Annotated in this window: 15 protein-coding genes and 1 pseudogene; 10 read left to right on the top strand and 6 right to left on the bottom strand. The window is 62.2% G+C overall.

Annotation, left to right across the window (positions count from 1 at the left end):
- The first annotated feature begins 249 nt into the window (after positions 1 to 249).
- Both QCE63_RS31905 and QCE63_RS31900 read left to right on the top strand, forming a co-directional pair.
- On the top strand, positions 250 to 9,276 hold the full coding sequence (locus QCE63_RS31905; protein WP_309838649.1) for a hypothetical protein: 9,027 nt from the start codon (positions 250 to 252) through the stop codon (positions 9,274 to 9,276).
- A gap of 134 nt (positions 9,277 to 9,410) precedes the next feature.
- Positions 9,411 to 10,862, top strand: a complete 1,452-nt coding sequence (locus QCE63_RS31900) for an aldehyde dehydrogenase family protein (RefSeq protein ID WP_309838648.1) — start codon at positions 9,411 to 9,413, stop codon at positions 10,860 to 10,862.
- Positions 10,863 to 10,926: 64 nt separating this feature from the next.
- On the opposite strand, the gene QCE63_RS31895 is transcribed toward QCE63_RS31900, so the two are convergent.
- The 3 genes from QCE63_RS31895 to QCE63_RS31885 all read right to left on the bottom strand — a co-directional run bounded on the left by QCE63_RS31895 (position 10,927) and on the right by QCE63_RS31885 (position 12,839).
- Complete coding sequence (locus QCE63_RS31895) at positions 10,927 to 11,265, bottom strand: hypothetical protein (RefSeq protein ID WP_309838646.1); 339 nt, start codon at positions 11,263 to 11,265, stop codon at positions 10,927 to 10,929.
- A 97-nt stretch (positions 11,266 to 11,362) separates the two neighbouring features.
- Positions 11,363 to 12,310, bottom strand: a complete 948-nt coding sequence (locus tag QCE63_RS31890; protein ID WP_309838644.1) for a LysR family transcriptional regulator — start codon at positions 12,308 to 12,310, stop codon at positions 11,363 to 11,365.
- A gap of 217 nt (positions 12,311 to 12,527) precedes the next feature.
- Positions 12,528 to 12,839: a hypothetical protein gene (locus tag QCE63_RS31885; RefSeq protein ID WP_309838643.1), complete on the bottom strand. Its 312-nt coding sequence runs from the start codon at positions 12,837 to 12,839 to the stop codon at positions 12,528 to 12,530.
- Between QCE63_RS31885 and oxlT the strand changes: the two genes are divergently transcribed.
- From oxlT to QCE63_RS31860, 5 genes are all read left to right on the top strand, one after another.
- A complete protein-coding gene (oxlT, locus tag QCE63_RS31880; protein WP_309838642.1) occupies positions 12,823 to 14,169 on the top strand; it encodes an oxalate/formate MFS antiporter in 1,347 nt (448 codons plus the stop codon). The two genes, QCE63_RS31885 and oxlT, sit on opposite strands and share 17 nt — an antisense overlap.
- A gap of 16 nt (positions 14,170 to 14,185) precedes the next feature.
- Entirely contained in the window at positions 14,186 to 15,142 is a 957-nt protein-coding gene (locus QCE63_RS31875) for a LysR family transcriptional regulator (protein ID WP_309838640.1), read from the top strand.
- A 155-nt stretch (positions 15,143 to 15,297) separates the two neighbouring features.
- The gene (locus QCE63_RS31870; protein ID WP_309838638.1) at positions 15,298 to 16,311 is read left to right on the top strand and encodes a 2-dehydropantoate 2-reductase; all 1,014 of its coding nucleotides are present in this window, start codon (positions 15,298 to 15,300) and stop codon (positions 16,309 to 16,311) included.
- Between the two features lie 113 nt (positions 16,312 to 16,424).
- Positions 16,425 to 16,646, top strand: a complete 222-nt coding sequence (locus QCE63_RS31865) for a hypothetical protein (protein WP_309819341.1) — start codon at positions 16,425 to 16,427, stop codon at positions 16,644 to 16,646.
- Positions 16,636 to 17,367, top strand: coding sequence for a GntR family transcriptional regulator (locus QCE63_RS31860; RefSeq protein WP_309838637.1), 732 nt, complete (start codon positions 16,636 to 16,638; stop codon positions 17,365 to 17,367). Before QCE63_RS31865 ends, QCE63_RS31860 begins: the two co-directional genes overlap by 11 nt.
- Before the next feature lie 98 nt (positions 17,368 to 17,465).
- Here QCE63_RS31860 and QCE63_RS31855 read toward each other — a convergent pair whose 3' ends face one another.
- The 3 genes and pseudogenes from QCE63_RS31855 to sucC all read right to left on the bottom strand — a co-directional run bounded on the left by QCE63_RS31855 (position 17,466) and on the right by sucC (position 20,026).
- Complete coding sequence (locus QCE63_RS31855; RefSeq protein ID WP_309838636.1) at positions 17,466 to 17,828, bottom strand: hypothetical protein; 363 nt, start codon at positions 17,826 to 17,828, stop codon at positions 17,466 to 17,468.
- Positions 17,829 to 17,939: 111 nt separating this feature from the next.
- Positions 17,940 to 18,812, bottom strand: coding sequence for a succinate--CoA ligase subunit alpha (sucD, locus tag QCE63_RS31850; RefSeq protein ID WP_309838635.1), 873 nt, complete (start codon positions 18,810 to 18,812; stop codon positions 17,940 to 17,942).
- 13 nt (positions 18,813 to 18,825) lie between these two features.
- Positions 18,826 to 20,026, bottom strand: a pseudogene (gene sucC / locus QCE63_RS31845) (ADP-forming succinate--CoA ligase subunit beta).
- Positions 20,027 to 20,367: 341 nt separating this feature from the next.
- On the opposite strand from sucC, the gene QCE63_RS31840 reads away from it, so the two are divergent.
- From QCE63_RS31840 to QCE63_RS31830, 3 genes are all read left to right on the top strand, one after another.
- Entirely contained in the window at positions 20,368 to 22,134 is a 1,767-nt protein-coding gene (locus tag QCE63_RS31840; protein WP_309838633.1) for a thiamine pyrophosphate-binding protein, read from the top strand.
- Between the two features lie 42 nt (positions 22,135 to 22,176).
- Positions 22,177 to 23,445 (top strand): formyl-CoA transferase, encoded by a 1,269-nt coding sequence (frc, locus tag QCE63_RS31835; protein WP_309819352.1) that lies wholly within the window; start codon positions 22,177 to 22,179, stop codon positions 23,443 to 23,445.
- A gap of 85 nt (positions 23,446 to 23,530) precedes the next feature.
- Entirely contained in the window at positions 23,531 to 25,732 is a 2,202-nt protein-coding gene (locus tag QCE63_RS31830) for an acetate--CoA ligase family protein (protein ID WP_309838631.1), read from the top strand.
- Positions 25,733 to 25,741: the final 9 nt, after the last annotated feature.

Raw genomic sequence — 25,741 nt, 5'->3', positions numbered from 1 at the left:
TCGTGCTTTGTGGATTAGTGTCCTGATTTAAACCCAGCGAATTCGTGCGCGTAGCATCGGTGACATTGACTACGCCGGCCGAACTAAATCGACAGGTCAATCCCGCGCGCATCCTCAGCGATGCGACTTGGCGTCCGAGCCTGAATCATCCGTTTCACCAGTCGCTTCCGCATGGTGCGCTGGGCATCACTCGACCCGCTTTTTTCCAGCAGCGCTCCCCGGCGCTCGTGACAAGCGAAGGAGCACGCGATGTGGGAACGGGACAGGCGGGACGAATGCCAGCCACGACGAAGAGGTGTCGGTTCGCCCGGTGCTTCGTTCCGCGCGTTCACAGACACGAGTCCGCACGCGTCGCCCTGGACGCTTGAACACGATCCAATGCCGGATGAGGATGACGCGTCCCGAGGCTCCAACTCCTCCGCCCCCACAGACGGCATCTTCATCCGGACCGTCCAGGATCTGGTCGCGCGTATCGCCTTGCGCTTCAGCCACGATGTCGTTCAACAGTGCTGTGCCGGCGAAACGGCCTTTCGCGATCTCCAGCCCATCTACACGCGCCGCGAAGACTGGCTCACCACGCTCTTGCAGCTCGGCGAGTTGCTGCCAACCTACGTCGCCTACCTTCCTGATGCATACCGGCCGCAAGCCATCCGCGCCGCCGCACAACTGGCCGATGCCCTGACACTCTGGCGCGCGGCGGACAGTCTGTATCGAACGACGCGAAGTGACGAACGGCCCCATGCATCCTGGCTCGAAGACGTGGTCGCCTGGCTCTCGCTTTTCGATCGATGCAGCGCGGTGTTGCCGGAGGACATGCGCGACATCGCTCGATCAACCATCGAATGGCTCAAGCGAGGACTCGCTAGCTACTCAGCCATCGATGCCCTCACTCGAAGCCTCGAGCCCACGCTGACGAACGAGTGCCTTTCGATGGACGACAGGCTCGCGCAGGCCCGTCATCTGATCGACCTGCAGGCAGGCCGCTTGCCGGAGACCTTGCATGCATCGATGCGTGCTGCGCTGCAATCCTTGGCGACACTGCAAGCATGCGTGCGGCGTATGGACGATGCCCGCGCCATCTTTGAGCGTACGGGTAATCTCACGGGTCTGGCTCAAGCCCTGATTACGCTGCTCGGCGACGACGAAAGAGCGGGCTTTGCATCCTTCGACCGGCTCACCACGTTCACCACCTATTGCCGGGCTCTGAGCGAGGCCTACCTGGTGGTGAGCAATCGCCTCGGCGGCGAGGGTTCCGCCGATCAACCCAGCGCAGCGGGCGCGCTCCATCACCGGCTTGCGGCGCTGGTCGGCTTCCTCGGCGGCCCGGCAGGCGCGCCGTTGAGAAGCCACATACCGGAACCCGTATTGATCGTCATCGACACGTCCAACGTGTTGATGGAGTTCTATCAGACAGGCGAGCGTCTCTATGGTGCGTTTCACGAGATTCACAACAGCGCCGGCACATTGACCGCGAAGCTCGGCGCATCGTCGAGTCTTATCAGGAGTCAATCGGGCCAGCTGCTGCCCGACGTCGCGCGCGTGCCTCTCAGGGTCATCGCGGACCTGCTGGATGGTCTGCTCGCGGTGTGGAAGGGTGGCGACGGTGCATCGGCAGAAGCGCGTGTCAGGTTGATCGAGCGCACCGTCACGCAATTGGAACGCGCGGTGCGCGATCCCGGCCTGGCTCGCGTGCTGCCCGAAAGCGCGCGGGCCGGCGTGAGCCAAGCCTTGCGTTCCTGCCAGATGCTGACGGGACAACTCGGCGCTCTGCTCAAAGCGCACGAACACGGCAGCTTCGCCGAATTCCTGCAAGCGTTATTGAGGGACGACGGGCTGGCCGCGTGGCTTCCTCAGTTCCTTCAGCCCGTATTGGAATGGGCGCGAATGCTCTCGAATGTCGCTGAGCAATTCGAACGCTCGAATCTTCCCGCGTATCCAGCGGACGCAGGCCTCCCCGAACAGCTCGGCTGGCTCGCGCATGCACTGCAGAACCCGGAACGGATCGAAGGCTTGCTGAAGCATCTGCCGCCGGAAACGCGGACCATGGTGCGAACAGGTTCGGTGCTGCTGCAAAAGATGTGCGCGGGTCCGCAAGGCAACGCATTACCCGCGCGGGCGCAATGGCTCATGAGCCTGATACAGAGCGCCGAAATGCGCGAGCTTCTCGCGCTCGGAGGGGTGTCACCAGACGAGTGGATGAATGGCTTCGTCGATACGGCGCTGGCTCATGAACTGTTCGAGGGCTTCATCGAAGCGACCCGTGCAGACTCCGCTCTTGCGAGCGTTCAAGTCGCGCTCATGCCCCTGGCCAATTTCAAGATCATCGCGCGCGCCGGCGCGGCGGTCGTCTGGCACGCGTTGGGGTGCGCGCCATGTTTCGGCGTGGAGCGGGTCCTGCAAGGCTTGCTGAGCCAAGTAACGATAGAAGACTCATGGCAGGCCACGGTCAATAAGCTGCTCTCGGGCATGGCCCAGGATGTCGCGGCGATCAAAGGAATCATCGAGGACATACACGGTATCGGCAGGGAGATCGTTGCGCGCTTGCCGCTCATGCTGACACACGCCAGCAGAACCGACGTCACGCGTCCCGAAGACAAGCTGCTCGCGGAACGCGTCGGCGAACTTCGGCAACGCATCCGCGAACGCGCGGAGGCGCTGGGCGACAGCCCGAATCTCGCCGATCTGAGAAGCGGCCTCGTCGCTCTTCGGGAAACGTTCGGCGAAATCAGGGAGATCGCACGCGACGTGGACGTCACGGACGATATCAGGTTACTCATCGAGGCGACCAAGGACCTCTACCCGCCGATCCTGGAGTCATTCAGCGAGGCCCGCTTCAGTCACGCATTGACGGCGATCCGCCGGTTCCCGGCACAGCCGGAATCGCAGGACTGGCAGGCCATGCTGAGCGGATTCCAGGGATTCGAGCAGACCAAACCTCTTTATCGCACCTTCATCGTGATGAGGCTTACATGGCTCACTGTGCGGCTGGCCACAGCGGATCCCACCGAACGTGCCTGCCGGCTCGATGAGCTCACACGGGAATTGAGCCACGTCGCCGATGCGTCCTTCGAGGAGCGCGATGCCATCGCCGGCTTGCGGCACATACTTCCCCTATTGCCCGATCTGATGGCGGCGCGCGAGCACATCGAACTTCCGCAAGCCGGTTCGTGGCTGGAATGGGCGGCCAGGCTAGCCGAAGCGCTGGCGGCGAGCGAGGTGCCCGTCATCGCGCGGCTCAGGCAGAACCTGGAACAGCAGACCGAAGCGTGGATCGTCGGGAAGTTGCATCAGGCGACGAATGCGCTGTTGAGCCGGTTTCCCGTACAGCGCGAGGCTGTGCCTTCGACGCTTGCCGAGTGGGTGCCGCTCAACAGGGCATGGGCCGTCGAGGTGTCCGTGCGTGATCTCGTCGCCGAGCAAGGCATCTATACGATACAGGGCAGGCGATTCGTCGAGGAGCAGGGCTGTGTCTATCGCGTGCGTTACGATGGCGAAGAAGGCGTCTTGTGTGTGTTGTCGAATAATCGGGAGCACGATCGGATGGCGTGGCAGCCGATCGAATCCAGAGGCGGACATTGGTGGGTCAAACCACGCACCGTCAAGCTTTCCGGGGGCGCGGCCGGCTATGCCACCTCAGCTGATGAACAGCCCTCGACGACCGCCGAACCCGGCACGTCGGTACGCCAGGACGCGAGCGACGACCTGACCATCCATGACTTTCTCGTCACGGATGCCGGATCTAAGGAAGCCACCGGCACGAACTGGACGCGGTTGGCCGGTGCCGCTCGACTTGCTGCAAGTCTCTCCTTGATGCTGACGCTGTTCTTCGTCTGGCGCGCGACGCGCGGCGCTGATGTGCCGGGGTCGGAAAGACGCAGCGCAGAAGGCTGGCGCTCGGCATCGGCAACGCGCAAAAGCGAGTCGTCGAGCGTCGAACTCTCTGAAAACGCGCCATCGTCCATGGAGTTACAGCCACTGACTCGTGACGTCGGCGGCGTCGATGTCAGCAGCGACAGCAGAATCGACGGCAGCAGCGCTTCAAGACGGAACCGATACGCCGTGTTGCTCGGCGCGCTGGCAGCGGTGATGGCGGCAGGATCGGTCTGGGCCTCCGTGAAGCCACTCGACGACGCAAGCACTGAAGAGGACGCAACGCCCGGCGACGGCATGGCCGGAAGATTCGACCTTCTGGCGAGTGAATACCTGTGCGGCATCGAGTCGCCTATGGCACCGTCGCATCAGATTGTGATCGACGCTCCGATCGACCTGCGTCTGATTCGCGCGGCCAATCCGGAAGACGGCGCAATGGGGGATGCAGCAGGAGCTGGCGAAGTCAAGGCGAGAAAGCGGCGATCCACGAAATCCACGGCAGCAAGAACTGAATTCCGGCCCATGCCGGGTGATTCGGCGGTCGATGCCAGCCTCGAAGCAGCCGTGGCCAATGAATTCTCCGCGGCGGACGCTTATGCACCGGAAGCCGAATACTTCCCGCAGATCGAAGACAGGCTGTATTCCAACATGGCCGGCACGCGAAAGCTTTTGTTCGCGAACGGGCGCTTCTGGGTCTGCCATAAGTTTGAAGATTTTCCCCCGAGTACCGGAGTGGAGCATCATGACGCCGTCGAGCTCACGGGTTCAGGGAGAAAGGCATTGGCGAAGCGAGACGCCATTCTTTCCGCAGGCAGCAAGCAACTCTACATAGCATTCGACGGAAACAACTGGAAGCTGAAGCCCGGAGCCAACGTGGGTGTCGACATCAGGAGCAAACCTGCGCCGGCGCCTGTTGCCAGGGAGGTGATATCCGTAATCGGCCAGTGGAGCAAAGAGTCGGCCTATCAGTACTCCAGAGGCGCCGGCGCGGATGGAAGGCTGTATGCGGACGCCCAAGGAAATCGACTCGTCTTCCTGAACCGACGGTTCTGGCGCTGCGTGTTGTTCCATCCAGGGCTGATCGCAGTCATGGGGGGAATGGAGGCGCGTCCGGACACCATTTATCTTGCATGGTCGTCCGAATACTCCCGGTGGTATCTGGCGCAAGTCGCGAGTCCGTTGCCCTTGCCAGATCGCATTTACACGGATGAGCTGAAGCGAGCGATTGTGGAAGAACTCGTGCCGGTTCAGCCACCCAATCCATTGCACAGCGTGAAAGATTATCCAGGACTCTATTCGAATTCCGTCGACCAGCGTTCGCGCAAGAACGAAACCCTGTATCTCAAGCTGGAAGCGGCCTTCTACCGATGCATCGAGAAGCTTCTGGTCATTTGTGCCGACACCCAGGACGGGAATTCCATCAAGGCAGTGTCGCTTGTTCAAAAGGATCAGGCCACACCGACGATCCACGCGGTTTGGGATGAAAGCCTCGGACAATGGCGAAGAGTCAGCTTCGCTGACAAGGTGCACTGCACACCCGAATTCGACGCAAATGAGCTTGCGTCGCATGGACAATTCACGCGCATCAACACGACGGCGGGAGCCGAACTGCTGACGCAGCTTTCCGATCTCGACGACACAGCCGCACTGGATAACCCGGATGTTGCGCAACCTCCTATGCCGGGTGGCATTTATGAATCTGATCGAAAGCTATATGTGCATCTTATGGGAAAGTTCTGGCCATTCGTCATGCTTACGCCGGTGCTGGGCATTCTTTTCACCGGAAAGAAGATGACGCAGTCCCGGACGCTCGTCTGCATCAAGGGCGCATGGCTTCCCCTCGATGCCAGCGTGGCGATGCAGAACATCTACCAGCTTCTACAGGGCTCGCGGATGTCGGAGCTTCTCGAATGGTCGAATTCGCTGCTCACGAGCGCAGGTCCCATGGCCTGGTCCCAGATGTTGATCGGACTGGATGATCTCGCCACGAAGTCGCTTCTTAAAAACGTCGAAACGCCGGACACGGAGGCATTCAGGATCGCCTTGCTTAGGAAATCCCTTGTATGGTTCCTTCAAAGGTTGACGCCTCCCGGGAAACAGTGGTCGCTGGCCATCGCGACGGACAGGTCGTTGAGCAATGATCTGATGCAGCAGATTGGTCTGGAACTGGGACGCGACGAGCCAGTCAACGAGCCGGATATCGCTTTTGCCTTGTCCGTATGCGATTTGACCGACCAGGAGATCCAGGACGAGCTGGATGATCTGACCGCGAAAATCACGGCGACGGGCGTCGAACTCAAGAACGCTGAAAATTTTGTCCTCGCGGAGAACCGAGCCAAGGCCGAACCGGATGCATGCGCGGATGGACCCGAGGCCAAGCCGCTCGTGCTGGTTTTGCTGGGTGAGGTCTATGAACTGGCCGCCGACATGGATGCCAAGACGGAGTGGTGGTCCGGCGAGTACCGGCGTCTGCTTCGCCTGGGCGAGAAGTTGAAATGCCGGAGTGCCGACCTCAGTGCCCTGCAGGATGGAATCCGAGCCAATGACTACGTTGCAGGCTACAGGATCGGACGAAGCAAGGAGAAGGAGGAACTGTCGAAGCAATGGATCAGTGACGATTTCGGCAAGAAACTACGTCAGGGAATCGCTTATTCACGCATTCTTGCTGATCTGGAATGGGAGATTTTCAGGGCATGGCGCCGCAACGAGAGAGGCGAGAATCTGAGCGATTCCGATAGGGTCAGGATTGGCAATCTGCGCAACGCGCGCCTGTACATTTCCCGGCAGTGGCAGCGAGCCGATAACTTTTCCGAGATTCTGCTCGAACTGAATCGCTTCGATGCGAAACAGCTTGCGATCAGTCTTGCCCGAAATTATCTGGACATTCTTGCCGCCAGGGAAAAGGCGGACTGGGTTATCGCTTCGTCACCGCATTCATCCGGCCTGAATCCATCGCACCGGGAAACCATCGCCGCGATAGCGCTATGGACCTGTGAAAAGGGAGTGTCGATTGCGTCCATCAGGCCGCTGGATCACGTCCTCATTGCGGATCATTTCTCTGAGCGGTCGCAAGCATCGCATCCATTGAGCGAGATAGGCCAGGCGCCGGAAGGCTACCGGACCTTGATGAATCTGAAGCCGAGTTCGCTATGCGCGAACGACAAGGAGTTCTTTGCTCAATTCGAACGTTATGAGGCGAACAGCCTGTCTTACGATGCGGCGTGGACCGCAGCGACGCTGTTGCTGCCGCTCGAGATTTCGATGCGTGAATACTACTCGATGACGAAGGCGATTCACGTCAGAAATGAGATCAACAAGTCTGACGAGTTCTTCATCAAGCTTGCGGGGGGGGACTGGATTCTCGCGAAACTCGGCGCGAACAGCGCCGACAGAAGCAGTCTCAGGATCACGGCGAAGGACGCCGGAAACGCCAAGGTCGCCCCGCAATATCAATTCTGGAAGGATGCTCGTGCGCTAAACGATTCCAGCAAGCAGATATTCAATTACGTTTTCGAGCAAATATTCGTATGCAGTGACCCACGGATTCTCAAGAATTGCCCTGGCGGTCTCACGCAGAGGTCACTTCGCCAGATCAGTGCCGGAAATCTGGATAAAAAGAAGCATGCAAGCATTGCGGGCTACCTGTCTTTTGAAATGGCGATACTGATCAAAGCCCGGGTCCCGCACTACAGGACCAAGCTCCATAAGCCAGGCTTCGCTCAACGATTGCTGTTCGATCTGGTGCCTTTCTACAAGCTGGGATACATGATCTCGTTCGACAAGGACTATCGGGTGAGTCCGCTCGAGGTCCTTGTTGATATCTTCACGGTCTTACTGTCTCTGTATCCGGCGAGCAAAGGGATCGGCGCGGTGATCTGTCGAAGCGCATTGCGGGAAAGTGTGCATTCGGGCAGGGTGCTTGGATTATCCGGATCCGCGCTGGCCAATCACGTCCTGCGGGTCATCCGGGTGAGCGACTTGGGAGCGGACGTGGCCAAGGTCTCCAAAACCATTGCGGCCGCTTTGCTGGACATTCTCGTTCCGCTTCCCATCGATATAGCGGATATCGGGCGAGCATCGAAGGCGGGAATCATCCGGCCCGCCCGGCTGAAGGCGGAACTGTATCTCCCGGATGACTGGAACGTGCGCGGTATCAAGATTGACAAACAGTATCTGACTTCCGTGGTAGCCCAGCCCCGGCTGGAACTCAATCCCTCAAGCCATACCTATACGTTGCGCGAAGCCTTGCCTGTCCAGAAGTACACGGAATATGTCAAGTCAGGCGAGGGACTTTGCGAGGTCAGATTCAACTGGCGGACCAACGCCTATAACGCCGTTCATCCGGTCAGCCGTCTGGATGGCCCGTCGCTGAGATTTTCCGGGGGCGAGTGGAAGATGGTTCCGGAGCCGACGCCAGTGTGTTCTTCGATGCTGAGACTTGCGATCACGCACATTGACGAAGGCATGAACCTGCAAACTGCCAAGGAGATGCGTGACGTGTTGGCCAGGGCGAAGAATACAGCGATGAGCCTTCTGGAGGACGCCGGCTTTGCATTGCGGGAGAGCCGGGAGGAACTGCCGATAGCAAGGTTGTTCGAGATATTCTTCGGCGCTTCCGGAGACGATGTGCTCGAGCATTTCCTGGAGACGCGGCTCCCGCTGTGCGGCGCTTCACTGGCCAAGCTGAACGTTTCCACCACGACACGCTATGCGAAGCAGGGGTATCAGGGAGACGTTTTGATCACCACCTATCCATCGAATGCGCCGCCTCTCTATCAGCCCCATCAGGATTATCACCCCCTGAAAACGACGTCAAAGGATGTGACCTTCCTGTTGACCGCATTCGAGAAGGGCATGGATGAAGTCGCGACGATGGGCTCGCAGTTCGATCAGGTGATGTCGAGGATGTTGATTCACGAGAGTTATCACATGTCGGCGGAAGACTTGCTGGACGTTTATGCCTCACGGACAGGAACACGGAATTCGGTTGAAAGACTCGTGGTGAACAGCGGCGAGAAGCTCAGGGGGATCCCGGTAGAGGTTCTGGCAACCGATCCGAAGTTCAAGAACGTCGTCTTGCAGACGCTCAAGTTCGCAATCGAGAAGGATCCGACCCGGCGGAAATGGAGGCTGCGCAATCGTGTGCCCGGCACGGAAGAGCCGCTCGGAACACAAGCGCTGGAAGCGCTCTATGCCGACAAGAGCAAGGTCACGCGCCAGCTACAGGATGTCGTCGACAATTACGCGCCCAAGATGCAGTTCAATCCGGATAGCGTGAGCTTCGTCGTGCTGGGCCTGGGCTATCTCAAGAACGATCCGGACAGCCTGGGCAGCTTTTTCGCCCGGTACGAGAAATTCATGAATGGCGAGCTGGATTCCCTTGCATGGGACTATCGTGCCCACTAATGAGGTTGTCAGGGCGCCTTGCCAAGGGTCCATCCATTCATCCCGCTCTATATGAACGATAAGAATGTCTTGCTTTCATGAATGGTCTTTCTGGCCCACCATGACGGAGTCTGGAAAAGCACAGGGAGCGAGACATGGAAAGCAAGACTGACCTGAAGCGCTATGAATTGCTGATCAACGGCGAGTGGATTCCGCCGGGCGGCGGCGACTATTCCACCAACCTCGATCCGGCCACCGAAAACCCGATTGCCCAGGTCGCGCAGGGCACCTCCGCCGATGTCGATCGCGCGGTACAGGCTGCGCGCGCCGCATTGAAACCCTGGAACGCGATCCGCGCAGCCGAACGCGGCCGCATCCTGATGAAGTTCGCCGAACTGCTGCGCCAGAATCAGGACGAACTCGCCGCAATCGAAAGTCTCGACGGCGGCAAGCCCATTGCGGCGGTGCAGCGTCAGGACGTTCCCGCCGCCATCGATACACTCGCGTACTACGCCGGCTGGTGCGACAAGATCAACGGTCAGGTCGTGCCCGCGCGGCCCGATGCGCTGACCTATACCGTGCGCGAGCCGGTCGGTGTGGTCGCGGCGATCGTGCCGTGGAACTTCCCGCTGATGATCGGCATGTGGAAGATCGCTCCGGCGCTCGCCTGCGGGTGCACGCTGATCGTGAAGCCCGCCGAGATCACGCCGCTGTCCGCCTTGATGCTCGGCCGCCTGGCGCTCGAAGCAGGCGTTCCGCCCGGCGTGCTCAATATCGTGACTGGAAAAGGCTCGGTCGTCGGCGATTCGCTGGTCGCGCATCCGGGCGTCGACAAGGTCACGTTCACCGGATCGCCGTCGGTCGGACGCGGCATCCTGCAGGGCGCCGCGGGCAACTTCAAGCGCGTCACGCTCGAACTGGGCGGCAAGTCGGCCAATGTCATTTTCGCCGACGCCAATCTCGACGGCGCCGTGCGCGCGGCGGCATCGGGCATCTTCTTCAACGCGGGGCAGGTCTGTTCGGCGGGCTCGCGCATCCTGGCCCAGCGCGCGGTGTACGACGAGGTGGTCGAGCGGCTCGCGCAACGTGCCCGCACCATCAAACTTGGCGATCCCACCCAACGCGAAACCAACATGGGCCCCGTCATCTCCGCCAAGCAGATGAAGGCGATTCTGGAATACGTCGATATCGGCAAGGGCGAGGGCGCCTCGCTCGTGACCGGCGGACGACGTGTCGGCGAGCGCGGCTATTTCATCGAGCCGACGGTGTTCGCCAACGTCGAGCACGAGATGCGGATCTCGCAGGAAGAGATTTTCGGACCGGTGGCCAGCGTGATTCCATTCGACGACGAAGCCGACGCGCTGCGCATCGCCAACGGCACCGCGTACAGCCTCGCGGCGGGCGTGTGGAGCGCGGATATCGGGCGGGTGCACCGGATGGCGGCCGGATTGAAGGCGGGCACCGTCTGGATCAATACCTACGGCTACACCGACGTGCGGCTGCCGTGGGGCGGCAGCGGCGACTCCGGCTTCGGCCGTGAGCACGGCGACGTCGCGATCGAAAACTTCACGGAGCCCAAGGCAGTCTGGGTGGCTCTCGCGCCCTGAACGCGCTGAATGCAGAACGGGCGGCCCGGAATGTCGGGCCGCCCGTTTTCGTTGCGAGAGAAACTCAGAACTGCGCGGCTTTCCGGTCGCGCGCCCGCCAGAGCCGCGCGCGCTGTGCGCTGTCTTCATACTGAACGGTGTTCTGCCGGCAGGCCTCGACCATCGAGTTCTTTCGCTCCACGATAGCCTGGCAAAGGAATTCAGCGCTGTACGCCTTCAGGAGATGCGGACAATGCATCTCGATGTAATGCGCGAGCTTGCCGTAGTCGCTGTCCGCGGAGGCCAGCGAACGGTACGTCTGCGCGTCCCAGCGGAACATCAGATCGAGTTCTTCAAAAGCCGTATTGAATGCGCAGACCTGCGCCTGAACTTCGCGGTCATCGCCGTGCGTTGCATGGATCATGATCGTCTCCTGTTGGCCGAGGGGGCTTCATGGCAGGATAGAAAAATCGATCCATACACGACAGTTAAACTTTCTTCGGGTATGTATTGATCAAACCTTATGCGTTCGGTTTGCCCGTCGTGGCGACGATCTGCGTGATCGCCTCGATCTGCGCGGCGCCTTCCTGAATCAGGAAATCTTTGAACGCCAGCGCGACCGGCGGCAACCGCTTGTTGTTGCGATGCACGACGAACCAGTTGAGCATCACCGGAAAATCCTCGATATCGAGCACCGCCAGCTTGCCCATCTGCAACTCCATGCTGATGGTATGAGCCGAAAGAAAGCTGAGCCCCATGCCGGCGATCACCGCCTGCTTGATGGTCTCCGTACTGGTGATTTCCATTGCCACGTTGAGCTTCGTCAGGCGCCCGGCGAAGCCTTCTTCCATCGAATTCCAGGTATCGGAGCCGCGCTCGCGGACGATGAACGGCTCGTCGGCCAGCGCCTCCAGCGGTAGATCACGCCGCCCGACGAGCGGATGATCCGGCGGCGCGACGATCACATAGGGATGCGGCGCGAACGATACGTTCACGGTATCCATGTCGCGCGGCGGGCGCACCATGACGGCCAGGTCGGTGAGATTGTCGGAGAGCTGGTGCAGCAGCTCCTCGCGATTGTGAACGGCGAGATTGAGCCGCACGTCCGTATTGCGCAGCGTGAAGGCGGCGAGCAGACGCGGAAAGAAGTAATCGCCGGCGCTGATGACCGCGACATTCAACGTGCCTCCGGAAATACCCTTGAGGCGGGCCATGGCGTCGTCGGCTTCGCGGAATTGCTCCAGGATTGCACGGCTATGATGAAGCATTTCGTCGCCGGCCGGCGTCAGGTAAATCTTCTTGCCCAACTGCTCGAACAACGGCAGTCCTGCGTGCTCTTCGAGTTGCTTCACCTGCGTCGACACCGCTGGCTGCGTGAGGTACAGCTCTTCAGCGGCGCGGGAAAAACTCAGTCGCCGAGCGACGGTTTCGAAGATCTTCAATTGACGCAGGGTGGCGTTGCGGAGCACGGCAATCCCTCATCCATTAACGATACTGAATTTATACAATAATTTTTTCTAACTTTCCTTAATCGTTTTTCTCCCCCACGATGCTTTCACGTCTCCGTGAGTTGTAAGGCGGACAGTCACAGAGAGCGCGACCGGCCATGCTGGCCCCAGGCATCGACCGAAGCTCGCGCGGCAGAACAGAAGCGCCCCGCATCACCGCAGCACGCATCAAGCAGGATCAATCAGCAGCATGCGAAGCCTGCAAAGGCTGGTTCGAATCACCCGGACTCAACTGGGAATCGCTCGACATGATTCTTCGATCGCCTGACGCGGATGTTTGCCCGATGTGCGAATCGATCGCCTGCTTCATCGCGCGCGCCCCGCGCCGCACGCAGACAGACCGGCGGCCGCCCGCCCACGCCGCCTGGACCGAACCCTTCTCCTGACCGACCGCCCGCCGCCGACGCGTCGCGCCGGCTTCTCGCAGCACATCAAGCGCCGTACGAGCGCTGGAAAAGACAACGGAGACAGACATGGCAAGCGCAGACACGGTTGTGTCCGGGCAATCGCACGGGCGTCATCACAACAGATGGTTTCAGCTGGTGATCGGCATTCTCTGCATGGGACTGGTCGCCAACCTGCAGTACGCATGGACGCTGTTCGTCGTGCCAATGGACGCCAAGCACCATTGGGGTCAGGCGGCGATCCAGACCGCCTTCACCATCTTCATCGTCACCGAAACCTGGCTCGTGCCCGTGGAAGGCTGGCTCGTCGACAAGTTCGGGCCGCGGCCGGTGGTCATTGGCGGCTCGCTTTGCGCGGCGCTCGGCTGGATCATCGACGCGCACGCGACCAGCCTCGTGCATCTCTACATCGGCGCGGTCGTGGCGGGCGTGGGCGCGGGGTGCGTGTACGGGACCTGCGTGGGCACGGCGCTCAAGTGGTTTCCGGACAAACGCGGCCTCGCGGCGGGACTGACGGCGGCCGGCTTCGGCGCGGGCGCGGCGGTCACGGTGATTCCGATCTCGAACATGATCCAGCGCTCGGGCTATGAGCATGCGTTCATGTTCTTCAGCATCCTGCAGGGCGTCTGCATCTTCGTGCTCGCGCTGATGCTGGTGCGGCCGAAGCCGCCGGCGGGCATCGTTCCGGCGAAGCGTATCGTCGCGACGAAGATCGACTACACCACGAGCCAGATGGTGCGCGCGCCGATCTTCTGGGTGCTGTACCTGATGTTCGTGTTCGTCGCGGCGGGCGGCGTGATCGCGACCGCGCAGTTCGGGCCGATCGCCAAGGAATACGGTTTCGCGAAAATGCCGGTCAACCTGTTCGGCATCACCTTGCCGCTGCTCGCGATGACCCTGTCGATCGACAATCTGTGCAACGGCTTCACGCGTCCGTTGTGCGGCTTCATCTCCGACAAGATCGGCCGTGAAAACACGATGTTCATCATCTTCCTGGGCGAGGGCATTGCGCTGCTCGGGCTGATGGAGTTCGGCCACAACCCGTATCTCTTCATGCTGTTCGCGGCGCTGACCTTCCTGTGCTGGGGCGAGATTTTCTCGATCTTCCCGGCAACTTGCGCCGATACCTTCGGCAGCAAGTATGCCGCCGCGAATGCCGGCACGCTGTACACCGCGAAAGGCACGGCGTCGATGCTGGTGCCGCTGGCGTCGGTGCTTGCGTCGATCGGCTCGTGGAACGCGGTGTTCATCGCGGCGGCCGTGACGTCGATCGCGGCCGGGCTGTGCGCCAAGTTCGTGCTCGCGCCGATGAGAAAGCGCTGGATCGACAATACGGTGGCGCAGGCTTCGAGTGAATCGTCGGTCAATGCGTCGTTCCAGGCCGGCTGGGACGGATCGCACAAGACGGTGCAGTAAGCAGCGCGGCGCAGGCATGAGCGATCTGGACGAATCGAGCGATCATGCCGCGCCGGCGCTCAGTGTCTCGCTGCATCAACTGAGGCTGTTCGTGACGCTGGCGCGGCATCGCAGTTTCACCCGCGCAGGCGATGCATCCGGCGTCACGCAATCGGCGGTCAGCCGAGGCATTCGCGAGCTCGAAGAGGAAATCGCGCTGCGGCTCTTCGATCGCACGACGCGTCACGTCACGCTCACCGATACGGGCCGCAAGCTGCTCGCGCGGGTCGCGCCGCTCGTCGAGGAACTGGAGGCGACGCTGCGGCCGCACGGCCAATCCGGCGCCGAGCCAGGCGTCGTGAATCTCGCGTGCAGCGGCGCACTGGCGGCAAGCCTGCTGCCCGCGATGCTGGCCTCGTGCCGTGCGCGTCTTCCGCATGTCACGGTCGTCGTACTGGACCGTCCGCAAAACGCCGTGCTCCAGCTCGTGCGCTCGGGCGAGGCCGATATGGGCCTCGTCATTGCGCCCGAGACGCTGGACGAACTGTCCGCCGAGCCGCTGTATCCGGACGTGTTCGCGGCGGTGGTCCCGATGTCGCATCGATGGGCCGGGGTCGCCGCGCTCGACTGGCGCCAGCTGCGCTGCACGCCCTTGCTGCTGCTCGACGACGACACCGGCAGCCTCGCCGCCATCGAGGCCGCGCTGGCGCTGCACGGCGTGACCGGCGCGGTGCGGCAGCGCTTCACCCAGGCGTCGGCGATTGCGCACATGACCGCGGCCGGCCTCGGCGTCGGCGTTCTGCCGATGCACGCGCGCACGGCCTGCGATCCCGCCGCGCTTCATCTCCTTCCTCTCATTCCCGCCACCGCACGCGCGCTGGTGCTGGTGCGCCGTCGCGGCCACGCGCTGCGCGCCAGCGCGGCGAGCGTGTGGTCACACGTCATCGCATCGGCGTCGCATACTGTCGGCAGCGGTCAGATCGCCGAAGCCTGAGCGGCGTCTTTCATTCGTCCTTGCAACTCGCAGCGTTCACGGCGCATGCGGGTTTTGGCGTGCTTGCCGGTGCGCTTTACGCCTTGTTCCAGCTCCATACGGAATGTAGTATCTTGTATATCAGAAGGGATCAAGCTACAAACAGGAGACGAACCATGAAGATCTGCGTATACGGCGCCGGTGCGATCGGCGGCTATATGGGCGCGCAACTGGCACGCGCGGGAGCCGATGTTAGTTTCGTCGCGCGCGGGCCGCACCTCGCGGCCATGCAGGCGCAGGGCGTCAAGCTGCGTATCGATGGCGAGGAGCACACCGTCAAGGTGCGCTGCACGAACAATCCCGCTGAACTCGGCCCGCAAGACTTCGTCATCATCGCGCTCAAGGCGCACTCGATTCCGGGCGTCGTCGACCTGATTCCGCCGCTGCTCGGCCCCGACACGGCGATCGTCACTGCGGTCAACGGCCTGCCTTACTGGTATTTCTACAAGCACGGCAACGAACTCGAAGGCACGAAGCTGCAAAGCGTCGATCCAGGCGGACGGCAATGGGATGTGTTCGGGCCGGAGCGTGCCATCGGTTGCGTGCTGCTGCCGGCGGCGGAAATCGCGGAGCCGGGCGTCATCGAACATCACTACGGCAAGAAGTTTCCGATCGGTGAGCCGAGCGGGGAGATCACGCCGCGTTTGCAGGCATTGCACGATCTGATGGCGAAGGCGGACATGGAAGCGCCGATGCGCGACAACATCCGCGACGAAATCTGGCTCAAGCTGTGGGGCAATCTCTGCTTCAACCCGATCAGCGCGCTCACCGGCGCGACGCTCGACGTCCTCACCAGCGATCCCGGCACCCGCGCGCTTTCGAAGGCGATGATGCTGGAGGCGAAGGCCATCGGCGACAGGATCGGCGTGAATTTCAGGGTGGACGTGGAGCGCCGCATCAACGGCGCGGGCGCGGTGGGCGCGCACAAGACCTCGATGCTGATGGACTGCGAGGCCAAACGGCCCATGGAAATCGATCCGCTGATGACCGTCGTGCAGGAAATCGGCCGCCTGGTGCACGTCGAAACGCCGATGCTCGATGCGGTTCTCGCATTGATCAAGCTGCGCGAAGGCGTGAACCAGGGCACCGCGAAGCCCGTGTCGCCCCCGCAGCCGCAGAAAGCGGCCTAAACTGCCTTTACGGTGCCAGCGTTGTTTCTGATATACAAGATGCAAAATATGTTGCGTCTTGTTGCGACGCAACATATACTGAGGGCTCTTGAGTGATTTGACCGGAGCCTGAAATGAGCATCGCCCTGTTGGTTGTCGTCGGTTTTGCGCTGGTTGCCGTGGGTATGGGTGTTACGTTTATGATTGCATCGGCGGTGCCGCAGAGCATGCTGCAGCGCGCGCAGAATCACGGTCGCTTTGCCGGTCTCGCGGCGGACGATCAGAACGGCGGCTCGGGCAAGCGTATCGACGCTGGCCGTCCGCACTTGGGAAATCAAGCCATCAATGCCATCTGATACTCAATCGGTAGAACGGCCGGAAGTCCGCACCTCCGGACTCACGCTCTCGCTGGAGCCGATCAACGCCACGGTGTCGCTGCGCGACCAGGCGTATGCCAAGCTGCGGCAGGCTATTGCCGAGGCGGACATCTACCGTTCGCGGGAAGAGATCCGTCTCGACGAAAAAGAGCTGACCGAAGCGCTGGGCGTGTCTCGCACGCCCATTCGCGAGGCCATGACACTGCTGGAGCAGGAAGGTTTTCTGCGCACGGTGCCGCGCCGCGGGGTGTATATCCTGCGCAAGACGAAGCGCGAAATCGTCGAGATGATCCACATGTGGGCGGCGCTGGAGAGCATGGCGGCGCGACTGGCCACACAGCGCGCATCGGACGAGGAAATCGCCCAGTTGCGCCATATGTTCGACAACTTCCGCGATTCCACGCCGGCCGAACACATCGACGAATATTCGGAAGCGAATATCGCGTTTCACTCGGCGATCGTGCGGCTGTCGAAGTCGGAGATCATCTTCGACACCATCAAGAACATCTTCGTGCACGTGCGCGCCATCCGCAAAATGACGATCGCGCAGAGCGACCGCGCATCGCGTTCGATCGTCGATCACATGCGGATCATCGAGGCGCTCGAGAAACGCGATACCGAACTCGTCGAGCGGCTCGTGAAGCAGCATTCGCTCGATCTGGCCGCGTTCGTCGAGGCCAATTGCGACTTTCTGGACTGATCGTCGGATCGTCGGATCGTCGGACTGGATGGTTCGGTTGTGACGGAAGGCCGCCTGGCGTTTGTCAGGCGGCCTTTGTTTTTTGATGTGCGCTGCCATCAAGGCTTCGGACGACCGGAACTCATCGATTGCGCTTCGAGCTCGCCGCGCGTGTCGCGAACGGACTGCGTGACGAAGCGTTGATCGTCGAGCTTGCTGACGTTCACTTCGACCCGTCTTTCGGGCGATGCCGTCGCCGCGGCAATCGACGAGGCCAGTTCCTTGCAACGGGTGCTCATGCCCCCACGCGACGCCACGGCGGCATCGGGCGGACCCGCGATATTGGCGTTGCCGTTGCTTTCGAAGCGCACGGACGAAGCGCTATCGTTAAAGGAAGGACTGAGGGAAACCGCTGGCGCCTCCCGGCTGAGTGCCGAAAGGGCCAACGCGGCGGCGATTGCACCAGAGGGGAAGCGGGTCATGTCGAAGCCGGGATCGTCGGACGGAATCCTTAGGTTACGACTTCTGCTCACACCGACTGACACAATCCATGACGGCGGAATCTGGCCGACCCCGCCGCGCGTCCGGGGCGACTAACGCATCGCGCGCAGCATCGTTTCGCCGAGCGCCGCGGGCGAATCCGCCACGCGTATTCCCGCCGATTTCATCGCATCCATCTTGGCCCCGGCGGTGCCGGAGCCGCCCGAGATGATCGCGCCCGCGTGACCCATGCGGCGTCCCGGCGGCGCGGTCGTGCCGGCGATGAAGCCGACCACCGGTTTCTTCGTGCGCGCGTCCTTGAGAAACTGCGCGGCTTCTTCCTCAGCCGATCCGCCGATTTCCCCGATCATGATGATGCCCTCGGTGGCGTCGTCCTCCAGAAAGAGCGACAGGCAGTCGATGAAGTTCGTCCCGTTCACCGGATCGCCGCCAATGCCGATGCACGTCGTCTGCCCGAGCCCGGCGGCGGTGGTCTGCGCGACGGCTTCATACGTGAGCGTGCCCGACCGCGACACCACGCCGATCTTCCCCGGCTGATGAATATGGCCCGGCATGATGCCGATCTTGCATTGCCCCGGCGTGATGACGCCCGGACAGTTCGGCCCGACGAGCCGGCTGGCCGAGCCGCTCAGCGCGCGCTTGACGCGCAGCATGTCGAGCACCGGAATGCCTTCCGTGATGCAGACGATCAGCGGCACGTGCGCATCGATGGCTTCGAGGATGGCATCGGCGGCGAAGGGCGGCGGCACGTAGATCACGGAGGCATCGGCGCCAGTGCGGGCGACGGCTTCCGCGACCGTGTCGTACACCGGCAGATCCAGATGCGTCGTGCCGCCCTTGCCCGGCGTCACGCCGCCGACCATGCGCGTGCCGTACGCGACCGCCTGTTCCGAATGAAACGTGCCCTGCGCGCCGGTAAAGCCCTGGCAAATCACTTTGGTGTTTCTGTCGATCAGAACGCTCATGTCGGTGTGCTCCTCAGTGACGTGCGCCGGCGACGGCGCTGACGATCTTGTCGGCGGCATCGGCGAGGTTGTCGGCGGGAATGATGGTGAGGCCGGACGTGCGCAGAATCTCGCGGCCTGCATCGACGTTCGTGCCGGCCAGGCGCACGACGAGCGGCACGCTCAGGTCGATGTCGCGCGCGGCCGCGACCACGCCTTGCGCAATCACGTCGCAGCGCATGATGCCGCCGAAGATGTTGACCAGGATGCCGCGCACCTTGGGATCGCGCAGGATCAGCTTGAACGCCGTCGCGACGCGCGCTTGCGTCGCGCCGCCGCCGACATCGAGAAAGTTGGCCGGCTCGCCGCCATAGAGCTTGATGATGTCCATCGTGGCCATCGCGAGCCCGGCGCCGTTCACCATGCAGCCGATATTGCCGTCGAGCTTCACGTAGTTCAGGCCGTGCTTCGCCGCTTCGATTTCAGCGGGATCTTCCTCGTCTTCGTCGCGCAGTTTTTCGATGTCCGGGTGACGGTAGAGCGCGTTGTCGTCGAAATTGAGCTTGGCGTCGAGGGCAATCACGTCGCCCGAGCCGGTCACCACCAGCGGATTCACTTCGACAATCGACGCATCGAGATCCACGAACGCGCGGTACAGCGCCGAAATGAACGTCGATGCCGCTTTTAACCTGCTTCCCGTTGAGCCCCAGCCCGACAGCGATCTGACGCGTGTGGAACGGCTGCAGGCCGGTAGCCGGATCGATCGCGACCTTGAGGATCTTGTCCGGCGTGCGGTGTGCGACTTCCTCGATCTCCATGCCGCCTTCGGTCGACGCCATGATCGTGATGCGCGATGTCGCGCGATCCACAAGCATGCCGAGATAGAGTTCCCGCGCGATGTCGCAGCCTTCCTCGACATACAGACGCTTCACTTCCCGGCCCGCCGGCCCGGTCTGTTTGGTCACGAGCACCGACGACAACATCTTCCGCGCGTTCTCGCGCACGTCTTCCACCGACTTCACGACGCGCACGCCGCCTTTGCCTTCCGGGTCGTTCGAGAAGCGGCCCGCGCCGCGCCCGCCCGCGTGAATCTGCGACTTGACGACCCAGACGGGCCCGCCGAGGGCGCTGGCGGCGTCGGCGGCTTCCTGCGCGGTGAAGGCGACGCGACCCTCCGGCACCGTGACGCCGTACTGCCGCAACAGTGCCTTCGCCTGATATTCGTGGATATTCATTTCGTCTCCAGAATCCTCTGATGGGAATGGCGCGAAAACGGAACGAGCGGCTCCCGTCATGCGCTGAAATACGATATATCACATATCAAGGCGCGGCAACGGGTTTTGAAATGAGCGAATAAGCCGACGTCAGGGAGCACAGATTTGCCGCGGTGCGCAACACCGAAGGCCGATTAGCCCGCTGGACGGCGTTTTTCACGCATGACGCACCGCATCACAGGGTTTTCGACGAGCGGGATACAGTTGACTAATACTGTGTGTGGAATATTGTATATCACAGCAACGGCGACCCAATCGAGGTCGACGGAACCGCACACCATCCCATCGAGGAGGAGACAACAATGTCCGAAGTCGTCAGCAGCCGCCCCGAAACCGCCCCCGCCACCACCACCGCCGATGACACCCTGAAGGCGAAGACACGCGGCGCCGGCGTGATTTCGGGCGGCCATCTGGTTGCCCGTGCGCTGAAGAACGAAGGTGTCGATACGATCTTCACGCTGTGCGGTGGCCACATCATCGACATCTACGATGGTTGCGTCGACGAAGGCATCCGCATCATCGACGTGCGTCACGAGCAGGTGGCGGCGCACGCGGCCGACGGCTATGCGCGCCAGACCGGCAAGCTCGGCTGCGTCGTGACGACGGCCGGTCCCGGCTGCACGAACGCGGTGACCGGCGTGGCCACGGCGTTCCGCTCCGAAAGCCCGATCATCCATATCGGCGGGCAGGGCGCGCTGACGCAGCACAAGATGGGTTCGCTGCAGGACTTGCCGCACGTCGACATGATGGCGCCCATCACCAAGTTCGCCGCGACCGTGCCGAGCACCGAACGCGTCGCCGACATGATCTCGATGGCCGCGCGCGAAGCCTTCAACGGCGCGCCCGGCCCGGCCTACCTGGAAATACCGCGTGACGTGCTCGACCGTGAAATCGACGTGACGCGCGCCGTGATTCCGCAACCCGGCCGCTATCGGGCGTCGACGAAATCCGTGGGCGATCCGGCCTCCATCGAGCAACTCGCCGACTTGCTGGTGAACTCGGAGCGGCCGGCCATTCTGTACGGCCAGCAAGTGTGGACCGCGCGTGGTCATGAGGAAGCCATCGCCTTGCTGCGCGGCCTCGACATTCCCGGCTACTTCAACGGCGCGAGCCGCGGCCTGCTGCCGCCGGGCGACCCGCATCATTTCGACCGCACGCGCTCGCAGGCTTTCGCGAAGGCGGATCTGATCGTGATCGTCGGCACGCCGTTCGACTTCCGCATGGGTTACGGCAAGCGCATCAGCCGCGACCTGAAGCTGGTGCAGATCGACATGGATTACCGCACGGTCGGCAAGAATCGCGACATCGATCTCGGTCTGGTCGGCGATCCGGGCGCGATTCTCGGCGCCGCGCTGCAAGCCGCGAGCGGCCGCCTGAAAAACGACAAGCGCCAGGCGCGCCAGGGCTGGATGCGCGAACTCTCGGCGCTGGAAGAAGCCGCGACGGCCAAGCTGATGCCGTTGTTCACCTCGGACGCGAGCCCGATCCATCCGTACCGCGTCGCGCATGAAATCAACCAGTTCCTCTCCGACGACACCATCTACATTGGCGACGGCGGCGATGTCGTGACGATTTCTGCGCAGGCCGTGCGTCCGCGCCGTCCGGGCCAGTGGATGGATCCGGGCGCGCTGGGATCGCTGGGCGTCGGCACGGGCTTCGCGATCGCGGCGGGCTTGGCCAATCCGGAGAAAGAAGTACTCTGTTATTACGGCGACGGCGCGTTCTCCATGACGTCCTTCGACATGGAAACCGCGAACCGTTTCGGCGTGCCGTATATCGCGGTGATCGGCAACAACTCCGCGATGAACCAGATCCGCTACGGCCAGCTCGCCAAGTACGGCGACGAGCGCGGCAACGTGGGCAATTTGCTCTCGGACGTGCCGTATGGCCGCTTCGCGGAGATGCTCGGCGGCTACGGCGAGGAAGTCCGGGAAGCCTCGAAGATTGCCGGCGCGCTGCAACGGGCGGGCGAAGCGGTCGCGAAGACGGGCAAGAGCGCGGTCATCAACATCTGGGTTGATCCGACCGTCTATGCGCCCGGCACGATGGCGCAGACGATGTACAAATAAACGTCGAACCTATAAACATCGATTGAGTTTCGGAGACAAGCCATGACGGTGAAAGTGAACACATCGGGCAAGGCGCTGGACGGCGTGAAGATTCTCGACTTCACGCACGTCCAGTCGGGACCGACCTGCACGCAGCTGCTCGCCTGGTTCGGCGCGGACGTCATCAAGGTGGAGCGCGCGGGCGCGGGCGATATCACGCGGGAGCAGTTGCGCGACATCCCCGACGCCGACAGCCTCTACTTCACGATGCTGAACCACAACAAGCGTTCGATCACCATCGACACGAAGAATCCCGAAGGCAAGAAGGTGCTCGAGACGCTCGTCAAGCAATGCGACGTGCTGGTCGAGAATTTTGCTCCTGGCGCGCTCGACCGCATGGGCTTTACGTGGGAGCGCATCCAGGAACTGAATCCGCGCATGATCGTGGCATCGGTGAAAGGCTTCGGACCCGGACCGTATGAAGACTGCAAGGTCTACGAAAACGTCGCGCAGTGCGCGGGCGGCGCGGCGTCCACCACCGGTTTCGACGACGGCCCGCCCACCGTCACCGGCGCGCAGATCGGCGATTCGGGCACGGGGTTGCATCTGGCGCTCGGCATCGTCACGGCGCTGTATCAGCGCAATACGAGCGGGCGCGGCCAGCGCGTACTCGCCGCGATGCAGGACGGCGTGCTGAACCTCTGCCGCGTGAAGCTGCGCGATCAGCAACGGCTCGAACGCACCGGCGTCATGAAGGAATATCCGCAGTATCCGAACGGCAGCTTCGGCGAGGCGGTGCCGCGCGCGGGCAATGCATCGGGCGGCGGCCAGCCGGGCTGGATCCTGAAGTGCAAGGGCTGGGAAACGGATCCGAATGCGTATATCTACTTCATCACGCAGGCGCCGGTGTGGGGCGAGATCTGCAAGGTGATCGGCCGCGAGGAATGGATCGATCATCCGGACTACAAGACACCCAATGCACGCCTGCCGCACCTGAAGGATATCTTCGACGAGATCGAGCGCTGGACCATGTCGAAGACCAAGTTCCAGGCCATGGAAATTCTCAACAAGCACGACATTCCCTGCGGCCCGATTCTCTCGATGAAGGAAATCGCCGAAGAGCCGTCGTTGCGCAAGACCGGCACCGTGGTGGAAGTGGATCATCCGGTGCGCGGCAAGTACCTCACGGTCGGCAACCCGATCAAGCTCTCCGACAGCCCGACCGAAGTCGTGCGCTCGCCGCTGCTCGGTGAACACACCGACGAAGTCATGGCCGAACTCGGCTACACGCCTGACCAGATCGCCACGCTGAAGAGCCTCGGCGCGATCTAAGTTCTTCCAACCTGCACCGACGTCCGCCTTCGAAAGAGGGCGGCGCGGACCTCTGCACGCCTGAATCAGACGGAGACACGAAAAAATGAACAGCACGGTTGTCCAGGAACGCAGCGACGTCGCTTCGCAGCACGTCACGAATGTCGTCCCGCTGCACGCGCCCGATGCGAAACGCCGCGTCGCCGAAGTGTTCGATCGCGTGAAAGCCGAAGGCCGCACTTCGCTCACGGCCCCCGAAGGCAAGCTCGTCTGCGATGCATACGGCATCGCCGTGCCGCAGGAAGGCGTGGCGAAATCCGCGGAAGATGCAGCGAAGCTCGCATCGTTCATCGGCTTTCCGGTGGTGCTCAAGATCGTGTCGCCGGAGATTCTCCACAAGACCGAGGCGGGCGGCGTGCTGGTCGGCGTGAAGAACGAGGCTGATGTGAAAACCGGCTTCGACACGATCATCTCGAACGCACGCAAGTACGCGCCCGACGCGACGCTCATCGGCGTGCAGGTCCAGGAGATGGTCGGCGCGGGACAGGAAGTGATCATCGGCGCGGTGACGGATCCGTCCTTCGGCAAGCTGATTGCATTCGGCCTCGGCGGCGTGCTGGTCGAAGTGCTGAAGGACGTCACGTTCCGCCTCGCGCCGGTCACGCGCGACGAAGCGGCATCGATGCTCGACGGCATCCAGGCCGCCGAAGTGCTGCGTGGCGTGCGCGGCGCGGAGCCGGTGCAGCGCGAGGCGCTCGTCACGTTGATCGAGCGCGTCTCACAGCTCGTCGACGACTTCCCGCAGATCTCCGAAATGGACCTGAATCCGGTATTCGCGAGCCCGAGCGGCGCGGTCGCGGCGGACGTGCGCATCGTGATGGACTTCGAACCCGCCGCGCCGCGTTACCGTCCGACGCAGGAACAGATCGTCACACAGATGAACCGCATCATGAAGCCGGATGCGGTCGCGGTGATCGGCGCGTCGAACGAGGACGGCAAGATCGGCAATTCGGTGATGAAGAATCTCATCAACGGCGGCTATCAGGGCGACATCTACCCGATCCATCCGAAAGCCGACGAGATCATGGGTCGCAAGGCCTACCGCAGCGTGAAGGACGTGCCCGGCGTGATCGATGTCGCCGTGTTCGCGATTCCGGCGAAGTTCGTCGCGCAGGCGCTGGTGGAAGTGGGCGAGAAGCAGATCCCAGGCGCGGTGCTGATTCCGTCGGGGTTCGCGGAGACCGGCAATCACGAAGGGCAGGAAGAGATCGTCAAAATCGCGCGCCAATACGACATCCGGATGATGGGCCCGAACATCTACGGCTTCTATTACACGCCCAAGAACCTCTGCGCGACCTTCTGCACGCCCTACGACGTGAAGGGCAAGGCGGCGTTGTCGTCGCAGTCGGGCGGCATCGGCATGGCGATCATCGGCTTCTCGCGCTCGGCGAAGATGGGCGTGTCGGCGATCGTCGGTCTTGGCAACAAGAGCGATATCGACGAAGACGATCTGCTCACCTTCTTCGAGCAGGACGACAACACCGAGATCATCGCGCAGCATTGCGAAGATCTGAAAGACGGACGTGCCTTCGCCGAAGCTGCGCGGCGCGTGTCGAAGAAGAAACCCGTGGTGGTGCTGAAGGCCGGCCGCACGAGCCTCGGCGCACGCGCGGCGAGTTCGCACACGGGCGCGCTCGCGGGCAACGACAAGATCTACGAAGACGTGTTCGCGCAATGCGGCGTGATCCGCGCGCGTTCGCTGCGCGACCTGCTCGAATTCGCGCGCGGCATTCCGAAGCTGCCGACTCCCAAGGGCGAGAACACCGTCATCATCACCGGCGCGGGCGGCTCGGGCGTGTTGCTGTCGGATGCGTGCGTCGACAACGGTCTCTCGCTGATGACCATGCCCGACGATCTCGACGCGGCCTTCCGCAAGTTCATTCCGCCGTTCGGCGCGGCGGGCAATCCGGTCGACATCACGGGCGGCGAACCGCCTGCAACCTACCAGAACACGATCCGCCTCGGTCTGGAAGACGACCGCATCCATTCGATCATCCTCGGCTACTGGCACACCATCATCACGCCGCCGATGGTCTTCGCGAAGCTGGTCATCGAGGTGAAGGAGGAGATGAAGGCGCGCGGCATCGAGAAGCCGATCGTCGCGTCGCTCGCGGGCGACGTGCAGGTGGAGGAAGCCGCCGAGTACCTGTACGAGCACGGCGTGCCGGCCTATGCATACTCCACCGAGCTGCCCGTCGCGGTGCTCGGCGCGAAGTACAAGTGGGCGCGCGGCGCGGGTCTGATCTGAGGAGCATGG

Source organism: Caballeronia sp. LZ065, from assembly GCF_031450975.1.
GTDB lineage: Bacteria > Pseudomonadota > Gammaproteobacteria > Burkholderiales > Burkholderiaceae > Caballeronia.
The sequence above is the reverse complement of the archived record's forward strand: the minus strand, read 5'-3'. Positions and strand labels throughout refer to the sequence as shown.

What these genes read in the sequence shown, in the direction of transcription:
- QCE63_RS31905 (WP_309838649.1), top strand. Translation starts at nt 250, where the DNA reads ATGTGGGAACGGGACAGGCGGGACGAATGCCAGCCACGACGAAGAGGT.
- QCE63_RS31900 (WP_309838648.1), top strand. Translation starts at nt 9,411, where the DNA reads ATGGAAAGCAAGACTGACCTGAAGCGCTATGAATTGCTGATCAACGGC.
- QCE63_RS31895 (WP_309838646.1), bottom strand. Translation starts at nt 11,265, where the DNA reads ATGATCCATGCAACGCACGGCGATGACCGCGAAGTTCAGGCGCAGGTC.
- oxlT (WP_309838642.1), top strand. Translation starts at nt 12,823, where the DNA reads ATGGCAAGCGCAGACACGGTTGTGTCCGGGCAATCGCACGGGCGTCAT.
- QCE63_RS31875 (WP_309838640.1), top strand. Translation starts at nt 14,186, where the DNA reads ATGAGCGATCTGGACGAATCGAGCGATCATGCCGCGCCGGCGCTCAGT.
- QCE63_RS31870 (WP_309838638.1), top strand. Translation starts at nt 15,298, where the DNA reads ATGAAGATCTGCGTATACGGCGCCGGTGCGATCGGCGGCTATATGGGC.
- QCE63_RS31865 (WP_309819341.1), top strand. Translation starts at nt 16,425, where the DNA reads ATGAGCATCGCCCTGTTGGTTGTCGTCGGTTTTGCGCTGGTTGCCGTG.
- QCE63_RS31860 (WP_309838637.1), top strand. Translation starts at nt 16,636, where the DNA reads ATGCCATCTGATACTCAATCGGTAGAACGGCCGGAAGTCCGCACCTCC.
- QCE63_RS31855 (WP_309838636.1), bottom strand. Translation starts at nt 17,828, where the DNA reads ATGACCCGCTTCCCCTCTGGTGCAATCGCCGCCGCGTTGGCCCTTTCG.
- sucD (WP_309838635.1), bottom strand. Translation starts at nt 18,812, where the DNA reads ATGAGCGTTCTGATCGACAGAAACACCAAAGTGATTTGCCAGGGCTTT.
- QCE63_RS31840 (WP_309838633.1), top strand. Translation starts at nt 20,368, where the DNA reads ATGTCCGAAGTCGTCAGCAGCCGCCCCGAAACCGCCCCCGCCACCACC.
- frc (WP_309819352.1), top strand. Translation starts at nt 22,177, where the DNA reads ATGACGGTGAAAGTGAACACATCGGGCAAGGCGCTGGACGGCGTGAAG.
- QCE63_RS31830 (WP_309838631.1), top strand. Translation starts at nt 23,531, where the DNA reads ATGAACAGCACGGTTGTCCAGGAACGCAGCGACGTCGCTTCGCAGCAC.